Source organism: Stutzerimonas balearica DSM 6083 (assembly GCF_000818015.1).
Classification (GTDB): Bacteria; Pseudomonadota; Gammaproteobacteria; order Pseudomonadales; family Pseudomonadaceae; genus Stutzerimonas; species Stutzerimonas balearica.
Map to the genome: position 1 here is coordinate 4,170,423 of NZ_CP007511.1, position 17,326 is coordinate 4,187,748.

13 protein-coding genes are annotated in these 17,326 nt (G+C 69.6%); 2 read left to right on the forward strand and 11 right to left on the reverse strand.

Translation table 11 applies throughout. The features are described 5' to 3' along the window. Window positions 1–10: 10 nt before the first annotated feature. Both glgP and CL52_RS19340 read right to left on the reverse strand, forming a co-directional pair. The gene (glgP, locus tag CL52_RS19335) at window positions 11–2,518 is read right to left on the reverse strand and encodes an alpha-glucan family phosphorylase (RefSeq protein ID WP_043222573.1); all 2,508 of its coding nucleotides are present in this window, start codon (window positions 2,516–2,518) and stop codon (window positions 11–13) included. Window positions 2,519–2,533: 15 nt separating this feature from the next. Next, on the reverse strand, window positions 2,534–2,755 hold the full coding sequence (locus CL52_RS19340; RefSeq protein WP_041109493.1) for a YgdI/YgdR family lipoprotein: 222 nt from the start codon (window positions 2,753–2,755) through the stop codon (window positions 2,534–2,536). A gap of 138 nt (window positions 2,756–2,893) precedes the next feature. Here CL52_RS19340 and curA point away from each other — a divergent pair, with 138 nt between their 5' ends. Together curA and CL52_RS19350 are read left to right on the forward strand one after the other, a co-directional pair. After that, a complete protein-coding gene (gene curA / locus CL52_RS19345) occupies window positions 2,894–3,919 on the forward strand; it encodes an NADPH-dependent curcumin/dihydrocurcumin reductase (RefSeq protein WP_043222575.1) in 1,026 nt (341 codons plus the stop codon). Window positions 3,920–4,000: 81 nt separating this feature from the next. Then, window positions 4,001–5,008: a zinc-dependent alcohol dehydrogenase family protein gene (locus CL52_RS19350; protein WP_041109489.1), complete on the forward strand. Its 1,008-nt coding sequence runs from the start codon at window positions 4,001–4,003 to the stop codon at window positions 5,006–5,008. Between the two features lie 4 nt (window positions 5,009–5,012). Here the strand turns inward: CL52_RS19350 and CL52_RS19355 are convergent, their stop codons facing one another. From CL52_RS19355 to CL52_RS19395, 9 genes are all read right to left on the reverse strand, one after another. Beyond that, window positions 5,013–5,696 (reverse strand): uracil-DNA glycosylase family protein, encoded by a 684-nt coding sequence (locus CL52_RS19355; RefSeq protein WP_043222577.1) that lies wholly within the window; start codon window positions 5,694–5,696, stop codon window positions 5,013–5,015. 7 nt (window positions 5,697–5,703) lie between these two features. Continuing rightward, entirely contained in the window at window positions 5,704–6,237 is a 534-nt protein-coding gene (locus CL52_RS19360; protein ID WP_043222579.1) for a DUF3299 domain-containing protein, read from the reverse strand. Window positions 6,238–6,291: 54 nt separating this feature from the next. Then, window positions 6,292–6,543 (reverse strand): GlsB/YeaQ/YmgE family stress response membrane protein, encoded by a 252-nt coding sequence (locus tag CL52_RS19365; RefSeq protein ID WP_041109483.1) that lies wholly within the window; start codon window positions 6,541–6,543, stop codon window positions 6,292–6,294. A 192-nt stretch (window positions 6,544–6,735) separates the two neighbouring features. Continuing rightward, entirely contained in the window at window positions 6,736–7,821 is a 1,086-nt protein-coding gene (locus CL52_RS19370; RefSeq protein WP_043222581.1) for a 5-(carboxyamino)imidazole ribonucleotide synthase, read from the reverse strand. A 36-nt stretch (window positions 7,822–7,857) separates the two neighbouring features. Next, the gene (purE, locus tag CL52_RS19375; protein ID WP_041109479.1) at window positions 7,858–8,349 is read right to left on the reverse strand and encodes a 5-(carboxyamino)imidazole ribonucleotide mutase; all 492 of its coding nucleotides are present in this window, start codon (window positions 8,347–8,349) and stop codon (window positions 7,858–7,860) included. Between the two features lie 124 nt (window positions 8,350–8,473). Further along, entirely contained in the window at window positions 8,474–9,568 is a 1,095-nt protein-coding gene (locus tag CL52_RS19380) for an HD domain-containing phosphohydrolase (protein WP_052264606.1), read from the reverse strand. Then, a complete protein-coding gene (locus CL52_RS19385) occupies window positions 9,561–12,431 on the reverse strand; it encodes a hybrid sensor histidine kinase/response regulator (protein WP_043222584.1) in 2,871 nt (956 codons plus the stop codon). The genes CL52_RS19380 and CL52_RS19385 overlap by 8 nt, the downstream gene beginning before the upstream one ends. A gap of 123 nt (window positions 12,432–12,554) precedes the next feature. After that, window positions 12,555–14,465 carry a bifunctional sugar phosphate isomerase/epimerase/4-hydroxyphenylpyruvate dioxygenase family protein gene (locus CL52_RS19390; RefSeq protein ID WP_043222586.1) on the reverse strand — a complete coding sequence of 637 codons (1,911 nt, stop codon included), beginning with the start codon at window positions 14,463–14,465 and terminating at the stop codon, window positions 12,555–12,557. 30 nt (window positions 14,466–14,495) lie between these two features. Beyond that, window positions 14,496–17,180: an AMP-binding protein gene (locus tag CL52_RS19395; protein ID WP_043222589.1), complete on the reverse strand. Its 2,685-nt coding sequence runs from the start codon at window positions 17,178–17,180 to the stop codon at window positions 14,496–14,498. Window positions 17,181–17,326 lie beyond the last annotated feature (146 nt).

The window sequence follows — 17,326 nt, forward strand, 5'->3', positions numbered from 1 at the left end:
CGGGCGCCGCTCAGGGCTGCCAGAGAATCAGCGGCAGTTCCAGCGGCACCCGCAGGCCGTCATAGGCCGCCGGGATCACCCGCGCGGTGTAGTGCGCCGCCGGGCGGCCGGCCGGCAGCGAGCCGCTGAACAGCCAGTGCGGCCCCGAACCGCTGCGCGCAGTCAGCGTCAGGCACTCGGCCGGCCAGTCTTGGCAGGCATCGGCGTACAGCTGCACGAGCAGGTCGTCGGCATACAGCTGCCCCAGGTCCAGCTCCACGCTGGCCTGGTAGCCCTCGCCGAGCGGCTCCAGTGCGACCCGGACGAACGCCAGCCGCGGCCAGTGGCGCTGCAGCCGGTGGATGCGGCCGGCCAGCGCGTAGGCGCGGGCCGAGCCGTCCGCGCTGCGCTCGCGGTAGGCGCGCGCCGCCGGCAAGTAGAACTGCTCGGTGTACTCGCGCACCACCCGGTCGGCGGAAAAGCGCTGCACCAGTTCGCCCATGCTGCGGCGGATGCGCTGCACCCAGGCACGCGGCAGGTTGGCCTCGTCGCGGCTGTAGTACTCCGGTATCACCTCCTGCTCGAGCAGCCTGTAGAGCTGCTCGGCATCGCGCGCATCGTGCGTTTCGTCGTGCTCCAGGCCGTCGCCAATCGCCCAGCCGAGGTCCGGCGCATAGGCTTCGGCCCACCAGCCGTCGAGCTGAGACAGGTTCAGCCCGCCGTTGGCCAGCACCTTCATGCCGCTGGTGCCGCTGGCCTCCCAGGGGCGCCGCGGCGTATTGATCCAGACGTCGACACCCTGCACCAGGTGCCGCGCCAGCCGCATGTCGTAGTCCTCGAGAAACACCACGCGCCCGCCGACGTCCGGCCGCGCGATGAAGCGCTGCCACTCGGCGAGCAGCGCCTGCCCGGCACGGTCGGCCGGATGCGCCTTGCCGGCGACGAGCAGCTGCACCGGGCGCTCGCGGTCGGCGAGGATGCGCGCCAGGCGATCGGGGTCCTGCAGCAGCAGGTTGGGCCGCTTGTAGGCGGTGAAGCGCCGCGCGAAGCCGATCGTCAGGCGTTCGGCATCCAGCCCGCAGCCGGCCGCGGCAATGCACTCGGCAGTCGCCCCGTGCACCGCCAGGCTGCGCGCCAGGTAGCCGCAGACAAAGGCGAGCAGCTCATGCCGCGCGTGCTGGCGGATCTGCCAGAGCCAGTGATCGTCGACCCGCGCCAGCAGGTCGGCTACCACGCTGTCGCCACCGCGCCAGGGGATCTCGTCGCCGTGCAGCTCGAACCAGTGCTGCTCGGCGTCGGACGACAGCCAGGTCGGCAGGTGCACCCCGTTGGTCACGTGGCCGATGGGCACTTCGGCCAGCGGCCAGCGGGGGTACAGCCCGCGGAAGATGAAGCGGCTGGTGGCCTCGTGCAGGCGGCTGACCGCATTCACCGCGCCGGAGCCGTGTGCGGCGAGGCAGGCCATGTTGAAGGTCGCCTGCGGGTCGTCCGCTGCCGCCCCGCCCAATGCGAGCAGCTCGCGCGCGGCGATGCCCAGCTCCGCCTCGGCATAGCGGCCCAGGTACTGGCTGACGCGGGCCGCGGGAAAGCGGTCGAAGCCGGCTTCGACCGGCGTATGCGTGGTGAACAGGTTGCCGGCACGGGTCGCGGCCAGCGCCACCTCGAAGGGCACGCCGCGCGCCGCCATGTAGCTGCGCGCCCGCTCGAGCACGGCAAAGGCGGCATGCCCGTCGTTGAGATGGCACACCTCCGGGGTCAGCCCGGCAGCCTCGAGCAGGCGCCAGCCGCCGATGCCCAGCACGATCTCCTGACGCAGGCGCATCTCCCGGTCGCCGCCGTACAGCTGGCTGGTGATCAGGCGAACCTGCGGTGGGTTGGCCGGCTCGTTGGTGTCGAGCAGCAGCAATCGGCAACGGCCGACGCGCGCCTGCCAGCCGCGAATCCACAGCTGCATCCCGGGCAGGCGAAAGGCCAGGCGCAGCGGCCGGCCGGCCAGGTCGGTGAGCGGTTCGACCGGCAACTGCCGCGTGTCGTTGACCGGGTACAGGGCCTGCTGCCGGCCGTCGGCATCGATGCCCTGGCGGAAGTAGCCGTGCTGCCAGAGCATGCCCACCGCGACCACCGGCAGGCCGAGGTCGCTGGCGGCCTTGAGCTGGTCGCCGGCGACGTTGCCCAACCCGCCGGAATAGATCGGCAGCGCCTCGCTGAGCATGTATTCCATGGAGAAGTAGGCGACGCAGGCGAGCGCATCATCGACGGCGCGCTCGGCGAACCAGGTCGGCTGCGCGGCCTCGGCACGGCGGCGCTCTACCAGTTCGCGCACCCGCCCATGGAATTCCGGCCGGCGCAGCAGCTCGGCCAGCTGCCGGTCGGGCACCGTGCTCAGGACCAGGCAGGGGTTGTGCGTCAGGTCCCAGAGGTCCTCGTCGATGGCCTGCCAGATGTCGTCATTGCGGCTCGACCAGCGGATCGACTGATCGAAGGCCAGCTCGCGCAGCGTATGCGGCGTGATCGGCGGTAGTCCGTTGCGTTGGGCCAAGGGCACCTCATGTGGTCAGTCGAGGGTCTGGATGCTCTGCACCTGGTCGCGGTTCACGCGGATGCGCCGGCCATCGGCCTGCTCGAATTCATAGAAGCCGGTGTCCTCGTCGTATTCGGGCGTATCCAGGCTCTGCATCTGCCGGCCATCGGTAAGGGTGATCTGGCTCGGCGAGGCACAGCCGCCGAGCAGGGCCATGCCCAGGGCGAGCATGGCGAAGGAGAATGTCCGGAACATGACGGCACCTCACGCAGGGGGTCATGCGCAAAGTGTGGCACGCCGCCGGGCGGGCGCCAGTCGGCAATGCCGCAGGGCGGTGGGAACATGCGCCGGCCGACGGGTTCCCAAGCTGATGACCCCTCGCAGGAGCCACCGATGAGCCAGCAGAACCGCAGCATCCACCTCGCCTCGCGCCCGCACGGCGCGCCCACGCCGGAGAACTTCCGCCTGCAGAGCGCAGCGCTGCCGGAGCCGGCCGAGGGCCAGCTGCTGCTGCGCACGCTCTACCTCTCGCTCGACCCCTACATGCGCGGGCGCATGAGCGAAGGGCCGTCCTACGCGCCGCCGATGGCCGTCGGCGAGGTGATGGTCGGCGGCACCGTGTCGCGCGTGGTGCAGTCGCGGCACCCGGACTACCAGCCGGGCGACCTGGTGCTGGGCGCCAGCGGCTGGCAGGAATACGCGCTGTCCGACGGCAAGGGCCTGCTGCGCCTGGCGCCGGACATGCCCAACCCCTCGCATGCGCTCGGCGTGCTCGGCATGCCCGGCTTCACCGCCTACATGGGGCTGCTCGACATCGGCCAGCCCAGGCCCGGCGAAACCCTGGTGGTCGCCGCCGCCACCGGCCCGGTCGGCGCCACGGTCGGGCAGATCGCCAAGCTCAAGGGCTGCCGCGTGGTGGGCATCGCTGGCGGGCGCGACAAATGCCTGCATGCAGTGCAGACGCTCGGTTTCGACGCCTGCATCGACCACCGCGCCGAGGATTTCGCCAACCAGCTCGCGCGGCAATGCCCGAAGGGCATCGACATCTATTTCGAGAATGTCGGCGGCGCGGTGTTCGATGCCGTGCTGCCGCTGCTCAACAGTCGCGCCCGCGTGCCGGTCTGTGGCGTGGTCGCCCAGTACAACGCCACCGGCCTGCCGGACGGCCCGGACCGCTTGCCGCTGCTGCTCGAAACCATCCTGAAGAAGCGCCTGCGGATGCAGGGCTTCATCATCTTCGACGACTATGGGCACCGCTACGACGAGTTCTACCGCGACATGAGCGCCTGGTACGCCGATGGCCGCATCAAGTACCGCGAGCAACAGGTGCAGGGCCTGGAAAACGCACCCGAGGCGTTCATCGGCCTGCTCGAGGGGCGCAACTTCGGCAAGCTGGTGGTAGCGCTCGGCGAGTCGTAGCCTGCCGCGACCAAGGGCCTACTGCCGCGTGCGCGGCAAGGGTCCAGAATTCGGTATCGATAACTGCAACGGAGCAGCAGCATGAGCAAGGCGATCTACGTTCAACCCGGTGGTGGCTACGACCAGGTGGTGGTCGGCATCCACGAGGCGCCGGCACCCGGCGCGGGCGAAATCAGCGTGCGCCTGCACGCCAACTCGCTCAACTACCACGACTTCGCCGTGGTCAGCGGCATGTGGGGACCGAGCGAGCCGCGCATTCCGATGGCCGATGGCGCCGGCGAAGTGATCGCCGTCGGTTCCGGGGTCGAGGGCTTCAAGGTCGGCGATGCGGTGGTCAGCACCTTCTTTCCCGACTGGCTGGACGGCGAGCCCTGCGTCGAAGGTTTCGTCCGCGTGCCCGGCGATGGCATCGACGGCTATGCACGCGAACAGGTGACCGCGCCGGCCACCGCCTTTACCCACGCACCCAGGGGCTGGAGCCACGCCGAGGCGGCGACCCTGACCACCGCCGGGCTGACCGCCTGGCGCGCGCTGATGGCCGATGGTGCGCTCAAGCCCGGCGAGACGGTACTGGTACAGGGCAGCGGCGGCGTATCGATCTTTGCCCTGCAGTTCGCCCGCATGGCCGGAGCCACGGTGATCGCCACGTCCTCGAGCGACGACAAGCTGGCGCGCATGGCCGAGCTCGGCGCCAGCCATCTGATCAACTACCGCAGCACGCCGAACTGGGGCGAGCGGGTGCGTGAACTGACCGATGGCCGCGGCGTCGACCACGTGATCGAAGTCGGCGGCCCGGCGACACTCGCCCAGTCGATGACCGCCACGCGCATCGGCGGGCATATCGCGGTAATCGGCATCCTCACCGGGGTCGGCGGCGAGCTGCCTCTGGTCGAGGCCCTGGTGCGCCAGCTACGCCTGCAGGCCGTGCTGGTCGGCAGCCGCACCCAGCAGCAGCAGATGATCCGCGCGATCGACGCCAACGGCATGCGCCCGGTGATCGACCGCTGCTTCGCCCTCGACGAGATCTGCGACGCCTTCCGCTACCAGGAGAGCAACCGCCACTTCGGCAAGATCTGCCTGACGTTCTGAGCGCTCAGCCCGGCCGCGCCACGCCGAGCTGCTGCAGGCGTGCCTCGAGCAGCTCGGCGAAGCGCCCGTACCAGGCCAGGTTGCGCGGCGAAGGGTGCGGCAGCGGGTGCAGGACGAATTCGCGGCTGCCGCCCCGGTCGTCTGCCAGGCGGACCGGCAGGCTGCGCTCGAAACGCCGCTCGTCGGCCCAGAAGGCCTCCAGGCGCCGACGCTCCTCGCGCGGCTGATCGATGCCGAACCAGAGAAAGGCTTCGCGCCCGAGGGTGACGATGTCGCGCCCCTGCCAGGATTCGATCAGCAGCTCACGCATCAGTGGGTGGAAGCGCCGCTTGACCGCCATCGACCAGGCCCGGTTGCCGAGCGGCTTGTAGGGCACGGTGTTGGCCCAGAAGAACGGCCGGCCGACCGCCAGCGAGGCGGCGAAATCCGGCAGTTCCGTGCCGTACAGGTGCCGATGCAGCCCACCCCGCACCAGCTGCCCGCCGGCGCCGACGAACGGCTCGCCGTGACGTACCTCCTCGCGCCCCGGGTCGCGGCCGAAGAAGGCGAGCGGCGCCTGCGCATCGCCCAGGCCGATGATCGGCTCCAGCGGGTCCTTGTCGAATTGCGCATAGACCGCCCGGTCGATGCCCTCGATCGTCGCGGCCAGCTCGCGCAGGCGCTGGCGCAGGTTCGCAGCGAGCGGCACGCGGGGCTTACTCCAGGTCCGCTTCGTCGACCGGGACCACGGCGTCGGCATCGATGGCGTAGGCGGCCTCGGCAAGCGCATTGCTCACCGGCTCGATGCGCAGCACGCCGTCGACCCAGAGCGGCGCGTAGATGTCGCCCAGCTCGATGCCCTTGGCCAGGCGCACCAGCACGATCTGGTTGGGCGGCGGCGGCGGCACGTGGATGCAGGCCCCCGGATAGGGCACCAGAAAGAACTCGGTGCTGCGCCCGGCGGCATCGGTCTCCAGCGGCACCGGGTAGCCGCCCAGGCGAATGGCACGCCCGGCGAGCGCCGGCACCGTCCGCGCCGAATACATCACCTCGGGCAGCCCGGCGCCCTGCTTGAGCCCGCCGGCATCGCTGAAACCCAGGTTCTCGGGCGAGTCGTGCTCGATCTCGGGCATCTCCTCGAGCGCCTTGCGGTCCTCGGCGGGCATCAGTTCGAGCCAGTCGAGTTCGGCCGGGGCGGCGTGGGTCAGCGAGGCGAAGCAGAAGAGCAGGCAGGCAAGGAATCGGCGCATGGCGGCAAAGGCTGGCTGGCGTAAAGGGGGCCGCCGGGAGCGGCCCCGGCGAAATCAGTGCTTACGGCTGGTCACCGCGCCGTAAATCACCAGCAGGATGATCGCACCGACCACCGCGCCGATAAAGCCGGCGCCCTCGCCCGCCTCGTACAGGCCCAGCGCCTGGCCGCCGTAGGTCGCCAGCAGCGAGCCACCGATCCCGAGCAGGATGGTCATGATCCAGCCCATGCTGTCGTTGCCGGGTTTGAGAAAGCGTGCGATCAGGCCGACGATCAGGCCGATGATGATGGTTCCGATGATGCCCATGGCTCAGTCTCCGAGGTCCGAAAAGGTAAGCAGTGGACCCCGCCCCGGCACCGGCAGTTCTACGACGGCACTTGCAGGCCTGACGACCGGGCGGACCCGGCACGGCTGCGCCTGGCCGCCGGTACACGCACTGGCCGTTCCCGTAGGGTGGAAGAACGCGCCCCGGCGCGCCTCCACCCCCGCGGCCTGCGCTCAGCCGCGCCCGATCAGCGACTCGACGGCGGTGATCTGCCGGTCCAGGGTGGCCCGGTCCGGGCAGCGCAGGGTGGCGTGGCCGACCTTGCGCCCGGCCTTGAAGGCCTTGCCGTAGTGGTGCAGATGGCAGTCTTCGATGGCGATGACCTTGTCCACCGGCGGCACTTCGCCGATGAAGTTGAGCATCGCGCTCTCGCCGAGCTTGGCGGTCGAGCCCAGCGGCAGGCCGGCCACCGCGCGCAGGTGGTTCTCGAACTGGCTGCACTCGGCGCCTTCGATGGTCCAATGCCCGGAGTTGTGCACCCGCGGCGCGATCTCGTTGGCCTTCAGGCCGCCGTCGACCTCGAAGAACTCGAAGGCCAGCACGCCGACGTAGTCGAGCTTGTCCAGCACCCGCCCGACGTAGTCCTCGGCGAGCTTCTGCAGCGGGTGATTGCTGCTGGCCACCGACAGCCGCAGGATGCCGGTCTCGTGCGTGTTGTGCACCAGCGGATAGAAGGCGGTTTCGCCATCGCGGCCGCGCACGGCCACCAGCGAGACCTCGCCGGTAAAGGGCACGAAGCCTTCCAGCAGACAGGGCACGCTGCCCAGCTCGGCAAAGGCATCGGCCACGTCGGCCGCGCTGCGCAGGACCTTCTGGCCCTTGCCGTCGTAGCCGAGGGTACGCGTCTTGAGCACGGCCGGCAGGCCGATGCTGGCCACCGCGGCATCGAGGTCGGCCTGCGACTGGATGTCGGCGAACGCCGGGGTGGGGATGCCCAGCTCCTGGAACATGCTTTTCTCGAACAGCCGGTCACGGGCGATGCGCAGCGACTCGGCACTCGGGTAGACCGGCACGAACTGCGAGAGAAAGGCCACGGTCTCGGCCGGCACGCTCTCGAATTCGAAGGTCACCAGATCGACCTCGTCGGCCAGCCGGCGCAGGTGGTCCTTGTCGTCGTAATCGGCGCGCAGGTGCTCGCCTAACGCCGCGGCACAGGCATCCGGCGCCGGGTCGAGGAATGCGAAGGTCATGCCCAGCGGAGTCCCCGCCAGGGCCAGCATGCGGCCCAGCTGGCCGCCACCGATCACACCGATTTTCATGGTTCCACCTGCTTTGTCGATGACGAGCCGATCGGCTCAGGGCTGACGCGGGTCCGGATTGTCGAGCACGGTACGCGTCTGCTCGTCGCGGAAGCGCTTGAGCGCGGCGTGGTACTCGGGGAATTCGTGGCCGAGCATGCTCGCCGCCAGCAGCGCGGCGTTGATCGCACCGGCCTTGCCGATGGCCAGAGTCGCCACCGGCACGCCGGCGGGCATCTGCACGATCGACAGCAGCGAGTCGACGCCCGAGAGCATCGACGACTGCACCGGCACGCCAAGTACCGGCAGGTGCGTCTTGGCCGCGCACATGCCCGGCAGATGCGCCGCGCCGCCGGCGCCGGCGATGATCACGCGCAGCCCGCGCTGCTCGGCCTGCTCGGCGTACTGGAAGAGCAGGTCCGGCGTGCGGTGGGCGGAAACCACCGTCACCTCGTGGGGAATGCCCAGCTTCTCGAGCATGTCGGCGGTGTGGCTGAGGGTGGACCAGTCGGACTTGGAGCCCATGATCACGCCTACCAGTGCGCTCATCGTCGTGCCTCTCGTCGGGCGCCCGAGGGCGCGTCAATAAACGACGAACCACGCAGAAAGGCGTGGTTCGGGGAAGTGTCGCGGCGGCAGCGCCTGCCGTTTCGCGGGCCGCGCAGTATAGCGCCTAGGCCAGCAGGCCGCGATCCCCGGCGCCGGCGGGCGGCTCGTCCGGCAGCCGCTGCAGCAGCAGCTCGATCGGCTCGACCAGGCGGCAGAAGATTTCCACCAGGGCCGGGTCGAAATGCCGCCCGGCCTGCTCGCGCAGCAGCTCCAGCGCACGCTCGCTGCTCCAGGCCTGCTTGTACGGCCGCGACGAGCGCAGCGCGTCGTAGACATCGCACAGCGCCACGATGCGCGCCGACAGCGGAATCGCCTCGCCGACCAGACCGCCCGGGTAACCGCTGCCATCCCACTTCTCGTGATGGTGCATGGCGATCTCCGCCGCCAGCTTGAGCAGGGGCGACTGTCCGGCCGCCATCAGGATCTCGTAGCCGATGACCGGGTGCCGGTTCATCTCCACGCGCTCGTCATCGCTCAGCCGCCCGGGCTTGAGCAGGATGTGGTCGGGAATGCCGATCTTGCCGATGTCGTGCATCGGCGCCGCCAGACGCAGCAGCTCTACGGACGACGGCGCCTGGCCGAGGGCTTCGGCGATCATCGCGGCGGACTCGCCGATGCGCAGGATGTGGTTGCCGGTCTCGTTGTCGCGAAAGGTCGCCGCCATCGACAGGCTGTGGATCATCGCTTCGTAGCTCTGCCGCAGCTGCTCGGTGCGACTGGCGACCTTGCGCTCGAGCTCGGCACGTTCGTGCTTGAGCGCGCGGCTGGCATGGCAGAGCTGCAGCTTGCTGCGCACGCGCAGCATCAGCTCGGTCAGGTCCAGCGGCTTGCTGACGTAGTCGTCGGCGCCGAGTTCCAGGCCCTTGCGGCGATTCTCGACGTCGCTCAGCGCGGTGACGATGATCACCGGCGAGCAGCTCGGATCGCGCCCGGCCAGCTGCGCGAGCAGCTCGAAGCCGTTGGGCTGCGGCATGTCCAGATCGAGCAGCAGCAGGTCCCAGGGGTTGCTCTGCAGCCAGTCGAGGCCCTCGCCCGAATCGGAGAAGCCGACGATGCGGCGCATGCCGAACGCCCGCAGGCTGGCCTGCAGCAGGCGCAGGTTGGCGCGCACGTCGTCGATGACGACCACCGTCAGGTCACGCAGGGTTTCGTCAAACATCGCAGTACTCCCGCGAGAGCAAGGCGCCGACCAGCGCGCGCAATTGTTCGAGGTCCAGCGGCTTGCGCAGCAGGCCCTGGCAGTCGAGGCCGACCAGCCGCGCATCCTCGGCCACGGCACTGAGGATCAGCACCGGCACGTCGCGCGTCTGCTCATGCTGGCGCAACTGGCGCAGCACCTCGACGCCGTCCATTCCCGGCAGGTTGAGGTCCAGCAGCACCAGCGCCGGCGGCACGGCCAGCAGGCGCTCGAGCGCGACGCGACCATTGCCGACCACGCTCACCTGGGCCAGGTCGCCGAGCGCGCGGCGCACCAGCAGCTGGCTGGCGGCATCGTCCTCGACGTAGAACACGTGCGGCCGCGTCTCGCCGTTCGCTTCGCCGGGCTGCGTCACGCGCGGCAGCTCGATCCAGAAACTGCTGCCGATGCCCGGCTCGCTGCGCAGCCCCATGCGCCCGCCCATCAGGCCGGCCAGCTCCTGGCTGAGCGAAAGGCCGAGGCCGGTGCCCTGGATCGCCGAGTTTTCCCGGCCCAGCCGCTGGAAAGGCTCGAACAGCTGCTGCTGCAGGCCCGGTTCGATGCCCATGCCGGTGTCCTCGACCAGCAGGCGTACCTGGCTGCCGAGCAGGTCGTAGCTGAGCGTGACCTGGCCTGACGGCGTGTTGTACTTGATCGCATTGGACAGCAGGTTGAGCAGCACCTGGCGCAGGCGGCGCGGTTCGGCGGTGACGTAGAGCTCGCCGTCGGGCAGGTCCAGCTCCAGGCTCAGGCCGTGGCGGCGGACCTCCAGCGCGACCAGCTCGGCACAGCCGCGCATCAGGTTGCCGACCTCGACCGCTTCGAGGGTCAGCCGCGGTTTTTCCGACTGCAGGCTCGACCAGTCGAGTACGTCGCCCAGCAGCTGGTTGAGGTGACGGCTGGCCAGGAGAATCTCGTCGAGGTAGTCGGCGGCATCGGACTGCTCGTTCTCCGGATGTTCCATGCGCATCAGCTGGGCGAAGCCGAGGATCGCGTTGAGCGGCGTGCGCAGTTCGTGGCTGATGCTGGAGATCAGCCGGCTCTTCGCTTCGCTGGCGGCATTGGCTTCGACCGAGGCCACGCGCAGCTCCGCCTCGACCCGCTTGAGCGCATCGATGTCGACGTGGGTGCCGACGATCAGCAGCGCCGCGCCGCTCTCGGGGTCGCGCTCGAGCACGCGGCCGCGGCTGAGCAGCCAGTGGTATTCGCCGAGGGCATCGGCGAAACGGAATTCGGTCTCGTAGCGCAGCATCTTGCCGCCGCCGGCGCGCTCCAGCTCGTCATGCATGCCCGGCAGGTCGTCCGGGTGCACGCGCTGCAGGAACTCGTCGGTCGCGAGGGTCGAGGCGGGCAGGCCGAAGCGCTGCACCAGGCGCCCGCGCAGGCGCACGGTGTGCGTGCGCAGGTCGTGCTCCCAGAGGCTCTCGGTGGCGCTCTCCAGGGTCAGATCGAGACGCTGCTGGGCGCGCTCGCGCTGCGCCTCGCTGTGCTCGAGCTGGGCCCCGATGGCCTGGGTGTGGCGCGACATATCGTCGAGCTCGCGGATCTCGGCGCGAATCGGCTGCGGGCGCCAGTGGCCCAGACCGATCTCGCCCATCATCCGCGATACGCCGCGCATCGGCGTCAGCAGCGACTGGCTGAGCTGGCGCGCGCGCCGCCACATGAAGCCGAAGAATAGCAGGTAGAACAGCGCCAGGCCGGCGATCAGCAGATAGCCGATCTGCTGATAGCGCGAGGCAAGCAGGTTGGTCTGGGCGAACACCTGCGCCTCGTCGACCACCGCCAGCAGGTGCCAGCCGGTCTGGCCGACGGTGTTCCAGGCCACCAGCTGCGGCCGACCGCCGAGCTGCACGCGGAGCACGCCGGAAGCCTGCGTGGCGATCGCCGTGGCCAGCTCGCGGGTCTCCGGGCGGCGCTCGAGGTTGAAGTCCTCGGGCTTGAAGATTTCCCGGCGCACCGCCTCGTCATAGGAGTGGTCGGTGAGTTCGTTGAGGCCGAAGTCGGCTTCGCCATCCTGCGGCAGGGCCATGATGTTCAGATCGCGGCTGACCAGCATGGCGTAGCCGTTCCAGGGCACATGGAGCTGGCCGATCTGCTCGAGAATGCCGCTGACGGTGATGTCGACGCCGCTCACACCCTCGAGGAAGTCGCCGCGGTAGACCGGCGCGATGGCCGACATCATCCAGCCATGGCCGGCCGGATCGAGATAGACGTCGGTCCACACCACCTCGCGCGCCGGATTGTGCTCGGCATCGGCGAGGTAATAGAAGTTGTAGTTGGGGATCACCATATCGTGCGGGTACTGGTCCGGCGTGAGGAACCAGGGGTAGATATGGTTGAGGCTGTCCCAGCTGTTGAAGTACAGGCTGGCGACCAGCGGATGACGGGCCTGCAGCTCCTTCATCAGCGGATCGAGCCGCGAGAGCCGGGCGACCTTGTCCAGGTCCTGCCGCTCGGCTGGCGTGGAGTTGGCGTAGAACACCGCGGCGCCGCCTTCGTCGCGCGGGGTGTAGCGCACGCCATCGGCGCTCAGCGCCAGGCCTGGCCGCTGGGCCGGCGGCTCCTGTTCCAGGGCGCGGGCGGTGAGGTTGCGATACAGCTCGGTGAGCGCCGAGATCTGGCCAAGCTGCTCATCGATCACGCGCGATTCGAGGTTCGCCGCGACCTTGAGGTCGGTCAGCGCGGTCTCGCGCAGGTGCTCGATCTGCGCATCGCGGATCGCATTGTTGGTCAGCAGATAGATGGCGATGAGCGCCGTTTCCACCAGCACCAGCGGGATCAGGGCACTCTGTACGAAGGCTCGCCAGATCCATTGACGCAACCCGAGGGGGCTTTTCGTTGACACGGCTGGGCTCCAGCGAACCACGGACGACACGCTGAACGGCATGGCTAGATTGGGCGCGCGATGATAGCACGCAGCCACGCCCGGAAAGCCCCCGGATCAGCCAATCGGACGGGCTGCAGGCGCTCAGGCTTCGAGCGCGGCCGGGCGCCTGCTGCGCTTGGCCATGGCCGCCAGACGTACCGCCACGTTGGCCGTGCCATAGCCGCTGTAGCCACCGCGGCGCTGGAGGATCTCGAAGAAGAAGCGCCCTTCGAACGACTCGGTATAGACGTGGAACAGCTCGCCGCCGCGCGGGTCGCGGTCATACAGCACGTTGTTGCGCGCCAGCTCGGCGAGCATCCGGTCGTCCAGGTCGAAACGCACCGCCAGGTCGTCGTAGTAGTTGCGCGGGATCTCCAGCAGCGGCACGCCGGCCGCCTGGGCACGGGCGACCTCGGCGAAGATGTCGTCGCAGGCGAAGGCGACATGGTGCACGCCGGCCCCGCGATAGCTCGACAGCGCCTGGGCGATCACGGTGTTGCGGTCCTGCGAGGTGTTCAGCGGCAGGCGCACCTGGCCGCAGCGGCTCTGCACCGCGCGGCACTTCATCAGGCCGTAGGGGTCGGGGACCAGCAGCTCGTCGTCGGCCTCGAAATCGAACAGGCTGCGATAGAACAGCACCCAGCTGGCCAGGCTGTCGGCCGGCAGGGCGGTGGCCATGTGGTCGATGCGGCGCAGGCCACCCCCCTCATGCCGCGCAGGCTCAAGGCGGAAATCCACGTCATACAAGGTCTGCCCCGGCGCACCGGGTTCGACCAGGTAGATCAGGCTGCCATCCGGCGCACGCACCGCCGGCACCCGGCGCTCGTTCGGGCCGACCAGCCCGCGGTAGGGCTGTGCGCCGAAGGCGCAGGCACGCTCGAGAATCGGCGTCTCGCGGTCGACCTTCAGGGCGGTGGCGCAGACCGAGGGACCGTGGGCGAGAAAGTAATTGTGGGCAAAGGAATAGGGTTCGGCATTGAGCACCAGGTTGATGCCGCCCTGGCGATACAGCTGCACGTCCTTGGAGCGGTGCAGGCCGGCGCGCACGAAGCCCAACCGCTGCAGCCAGCCACCCAGACGCGTGGCGTGCGCTTCGTCGACGGCGAACTCGAGAAACTCGATGCCCTCGTAGCGCGCCGGTGGCGGCGGCGCGAACAGCGCGGCGTCCACGCGCGGCGGAAAGCGGCCCTCGGCGCGCAGGCGCACGCGGGTCTGTTCCTCCAGATACTGCAGCGCGCGCAGGCCGTCACCGGCGATGCCCAGCGGCGGCGCGGCGCGAAAGCTGTCGTTGAACACCTCCAGCGACAGCGGCCCGGCGTAGCCGGCGCGCAGCACCGGCGCGAGAAACCCGGCCAGATCGAACTCGCCTTGCCCCGGGAAGCAGCGGAAATGCCGGCTCCAGTCCAGCACATCCATCGCCAGCAGGGGCGCATCGGCGAGCTGCACGAAAAAGATCTTCTCGCCCGGAATCGCGGCAATGCCGCTGGGGTCATCGCGCAGCGCCAGGGTATGAAAGCTGTCGAGGATCACCCCCAGGGCCGGATGATCGACCTGGCGCACCAGCGACCAGACCTGCTGCCAGGTGCGCACATGGCGCCCCCAGGCCAGGGCCTCGTAGCCAACGCGCAGGCCGCGGGCACCGGCGCGCTCGGCGATCCGCGCTAGGTCGTCGAGCAGGATCTGCTCGTCGCCCAGCGCATCGGGCTGGACATTGCTGCACAGCAGCATCAGGTCGCAGCCCAGTTCCTGCATCAGGTCGAACTTGCGCTCGGCGCGCTCGAGGTTGCGCGACAGCCGCTCACGCGGGCAGCCCTCGAAGTCGCGGAACGGCTGGAACAGCGTCACGGCGATGCCCAGCTCCTCGCAGCGCCGGCGGATGTTGCGCGGGCTGCCGGAGTAGTACAGCAGATCGTTCTCGAACAGTTCGATGCCGTCGAAGCCGGCCGCCGCGGCAGCCTCGAGCTTTTCCGGCAGGGTCCCGCTGAGGGAAACGGTCGCGATCGAGCGCTTCATAAGGTCATCCTGCGACTTGTGTCCCGGTCACTAGCGACGCACCGCTGCGTCCCGTTCGCTGGCATCGGCCAGCGGCATCAGGCCGTTCGCTTCGCCGGCAGCACCGGAGGACTGCTCGAGCAGCGCGCGCAGCGGCGTGGCGATCGATGCGGTGTAGTCCTTCACGCAGCGGTGATGGCCACCCTCGACGTCGTAGCTCTCGAACTGCGTGCCCATGTTGCGCCAGGCGCGGCTGGTGTAGTCGGCCGAGAAGTACACCACCGGCGCGGCGATGCGCTGCGGCAGATAGCGCGCCATCACCAGCGAGTAGCGCAGGAAGCGCGCGCGCACCAGTTGATCGCGCTCCGACGGCGGCTCCGGCCGCTTGCCGGCCAGGCGCTGCTGCAGGCCATGCGCGGCCTTGCGGCCGAGCTTGCCGGCGAGATTGGCCAGGCGCTTCGGATAGGGCCACTTGCTGGTCTCGCCGAAGCGGCTGAGCGCCTCGTAGGCCTGCGCCAGACGCGCATCGGGCAGTACCCGGTCCAGCGTGCGCAGGATCGCCCGCGACCAGGGCCGCACATTGGCGGTCGGCGGGTCGATCAGCGCGACGATCTCGACACTGTGCCCGGCCTCGATCAGCAGGCGCGCCGCCTCGAAGGCCACCAGCGCGCCGTTGCAGTACCCGCCGATGCGATAGGGCCCGCTTGGCTGGCGCTGCAGGATCAGCGGCAGGCGCTCGCGCGCCATCGCCTCGACCGAAGCCGGAATCGGCTCGCTGCCCATGCCGTGCGGCGCGATCGCCGTCAGCGGCTGTTGCTGGCCGAGCAGCCGGGCCAGGCGCCGGATGTAGTAGCCGCCATGGGCGAAATCGCCGTGGAACCAGAACAGCGTGGTCTGCCCGGGCTGCGGGTTGAAATCGATCACCGGGATCGCGTCGGCAGCCAGGTTTTCCAGCTGCGCGGCCAGTTCGCGGGCGGTCTCCGCCTCGACCAGCACCGACTCGGGGATCACCCGGCCCAGCAGGCGTTCCAGTTCGGCGAGCATCTCGGTGGCCAGCAGCGAATCACCGCCGCAGTCGAGGAAATTGTCGTCCGGGCCGACCGCGTCGGTCTTCAGCAAGCGGCGCCAGAGTCCGAGCAGCTCCTGCTCCAGGGGCGAAACCGGCTCGCCAGTCGCGGCCTGGGCGCGCTCCTCGCGCTGCGAGGCGTACTGTTCGGCCAGCCGATGGCGCAGCACCTTGCCGGTCAGGCCGCGCGGCAACTGGTCGACGACAAGCACCCGCCGCGGCACCTTGAAGTACACCAGCACGCCGCGCAGGAAGGCCTGCAGCTCGCTTGCCGATGCCGTTGCGCCGGCACGCAGCACCACCGCGGCGGCGACGTCCTGGCCCAGACGCGGATGCGGCACGGCGAAGGCGGCGGCGTCGGCCACCGCCGGGTGACGCAGCAGCGCGGCATCGACCTCCGGCAGGCTGACCTTCTCGCCGCCCCGGTTGATCACCTCGCGCAGGCGCCCATGCAGGTGCAGAAAGCCATCGGCATCGAGGCTGCCGATGTCGCCGGTATGGAACCAGCCGTCGCGCATCACGTCGCGGTTGAGCGCTTCATTGCCCAGGTAGCCGGGCATGACGGTCGCGCCGCGCACGCGGATCTCGCCGCGCTCGCCTGGCGTCACTGGCTGCCCGGTTTCGTCGACGATGCTCAGCGTTCCCGGCCAGGGCCGGCCCACGGTGCCGGCGCGGAACTCGCCGGCGAACGGCGTATTGACGGCGATCTGCGCGGCCTCGCTGGAGCCGTAGTGCTCGACCAGTGGAAAGCCGAGCACGCGCTCGAAGTCCGCGATGATGTCCTGCGGCAGCAGCGCACCACCGGACGAGGCGAAGTCCGGCCGGTGCTGCTCGGGGTCGTCCGCGCGCGCCTGCGCCGCCTCGAGGATCGCCCGGTGCATCGCCGGGCCGGCGGAGTACCAGCTCGGCTGTAGCGTGTCGAACCATTCGTGCAGGTCGATCACCGCCGGGCTCAGCGGAAAGGCGACGCTGCCGCCGGTCAGCATCGGGGTCAGGATGGTGACCTTCAGTCCGTGCGAGTAATAGGGCGCCGAGATGCACAGGCAACGATTGCCGGTCGGCAGGCGAAACCAGCTCTGCCATTTGCGGGCGGCGGCCAGCATGCTGCGATGGCTGAACGGAATCAGCTTGGGCAGTGCCGTGGTGCCCGAGCTGCGCAGGATGAAGGCCGGCGCATCGGCCAGCGGCAGTTCGTCGGCGGCGGCACGCGGCGCACGCGGTGCACGCAGGCGCATGGCCGGCGTGCCGTCTTCGGCAGCCTCGGCCATGATCAGCGGCAACCCGCGGCGGCGCGCGGCGGCCAGCGCTTGCCTGCCCTCCTCGCTGACCAGCATGGCATCGAGGCTGAGCTGCTCGAGAAACTGCTCCAGCTCCACCGGGCCCAGGCGCGGGTCCAGCGGCACCGCCACTGCCGAACAGGCGATGGCCGTGATGGTCACGGCCGCCTGCGCCGGCTCCGGCAGGAGGATGCCGATTCGCGCCTCGCGACCGAGGCCGGCCTGGCGCAATTGGCTGCGTGACTGCTCGATGGCCTGTTGCAGGGTCCGGAAATCGAGCGTCGCAAAGCGCGTCGAGCAGACCGCCGGATGCTCGGGAAACAGACGAGCCAGATGCTCGAAGGCGGCATGCAGGGTGATCGCCCGTCCGCAGGCGTCCGGCCCATCGAACATGGGCGAGACCGGCCCTGAGCAGGGCCCGGTCGAGAGAAGTTCAGTGTTCAAGGCTGTCTTTCCTTGGGCGAGATTCGGCCTGGCCATGGCACGAGTTGCTCAGCTAAGACAGCAAGCGAGACGGAAGTTGCCCGAGGCGGCGAATT

Coding starts and splice junctions, on each gene's coding strand:
- CL52_RS19340 (WP_041109493.1), bottom strand. CDS start 2,755: ATGTTCCGGACATTCTCCTTCGCCATGCTCGCCCTGGGCATGGCCCTG.
- curA (WP_043222575.1), top strand. CDS start 2,894: ATGAGCCAGCAGAACCGCAGCATCCACCTCGCCTCGCGCCCGCACGGC.
- CL52_RS19350 (WP_041109489.1), top strand. CDS start 4,001: ATGAGCAAGGCGATCTACGTTCAACCCGGTGGTGGCTACGACCAGGTG.
- CL52_RS19360 (WP_043222579.1), bottom strand. CDS start 6,237: ATGCGCCGATTCCTTGCCTGCCTGCTCTTCTGCTTCGCCTCGCTGACC.
- CL52_RS19365 (WP_041109483.1), bottom strand. CDS start 6,543: ATGGGCATCATCGGAACCATCATCATCGGCCTGATCGTCGGCCTGATC.
- CL52_RS19370 (WP_043222581.1), bottom strand. CDS start 7,821: ATGAAAATCGGTGTGATCGGTGGCGGCCAGCTGGGCCGCATGCTGGCC.
- purE (WP_041109479.1), bottom strand. CDS start 8,349: ATGAGCGCACTGGTAGGCGTGATCATGGGCTCCAAGTCCGACTGGTCC.
- CL52_RS19380 (WP_052264606.1), bottom strand. CDS start 9,568: ATGTTTGACGAAACCCTGCGTGACCTGACGGTGGTCGTCATCGACGAC.
- CL52_RS19390 (WP_043222586.1), bottom strand. CDS start 14,465: ATGAAGCGCTCGATCGCGACCGTTTCCCTCAGCGGGACCCTGCCGGAA.
- CL52_RS19395 (WP_043222589.1), bottom strand. CDS start 17,180: ATGTTCGATGGGCCGGACGCCTGCGGACGGGCGATCACCCTGCATGCC.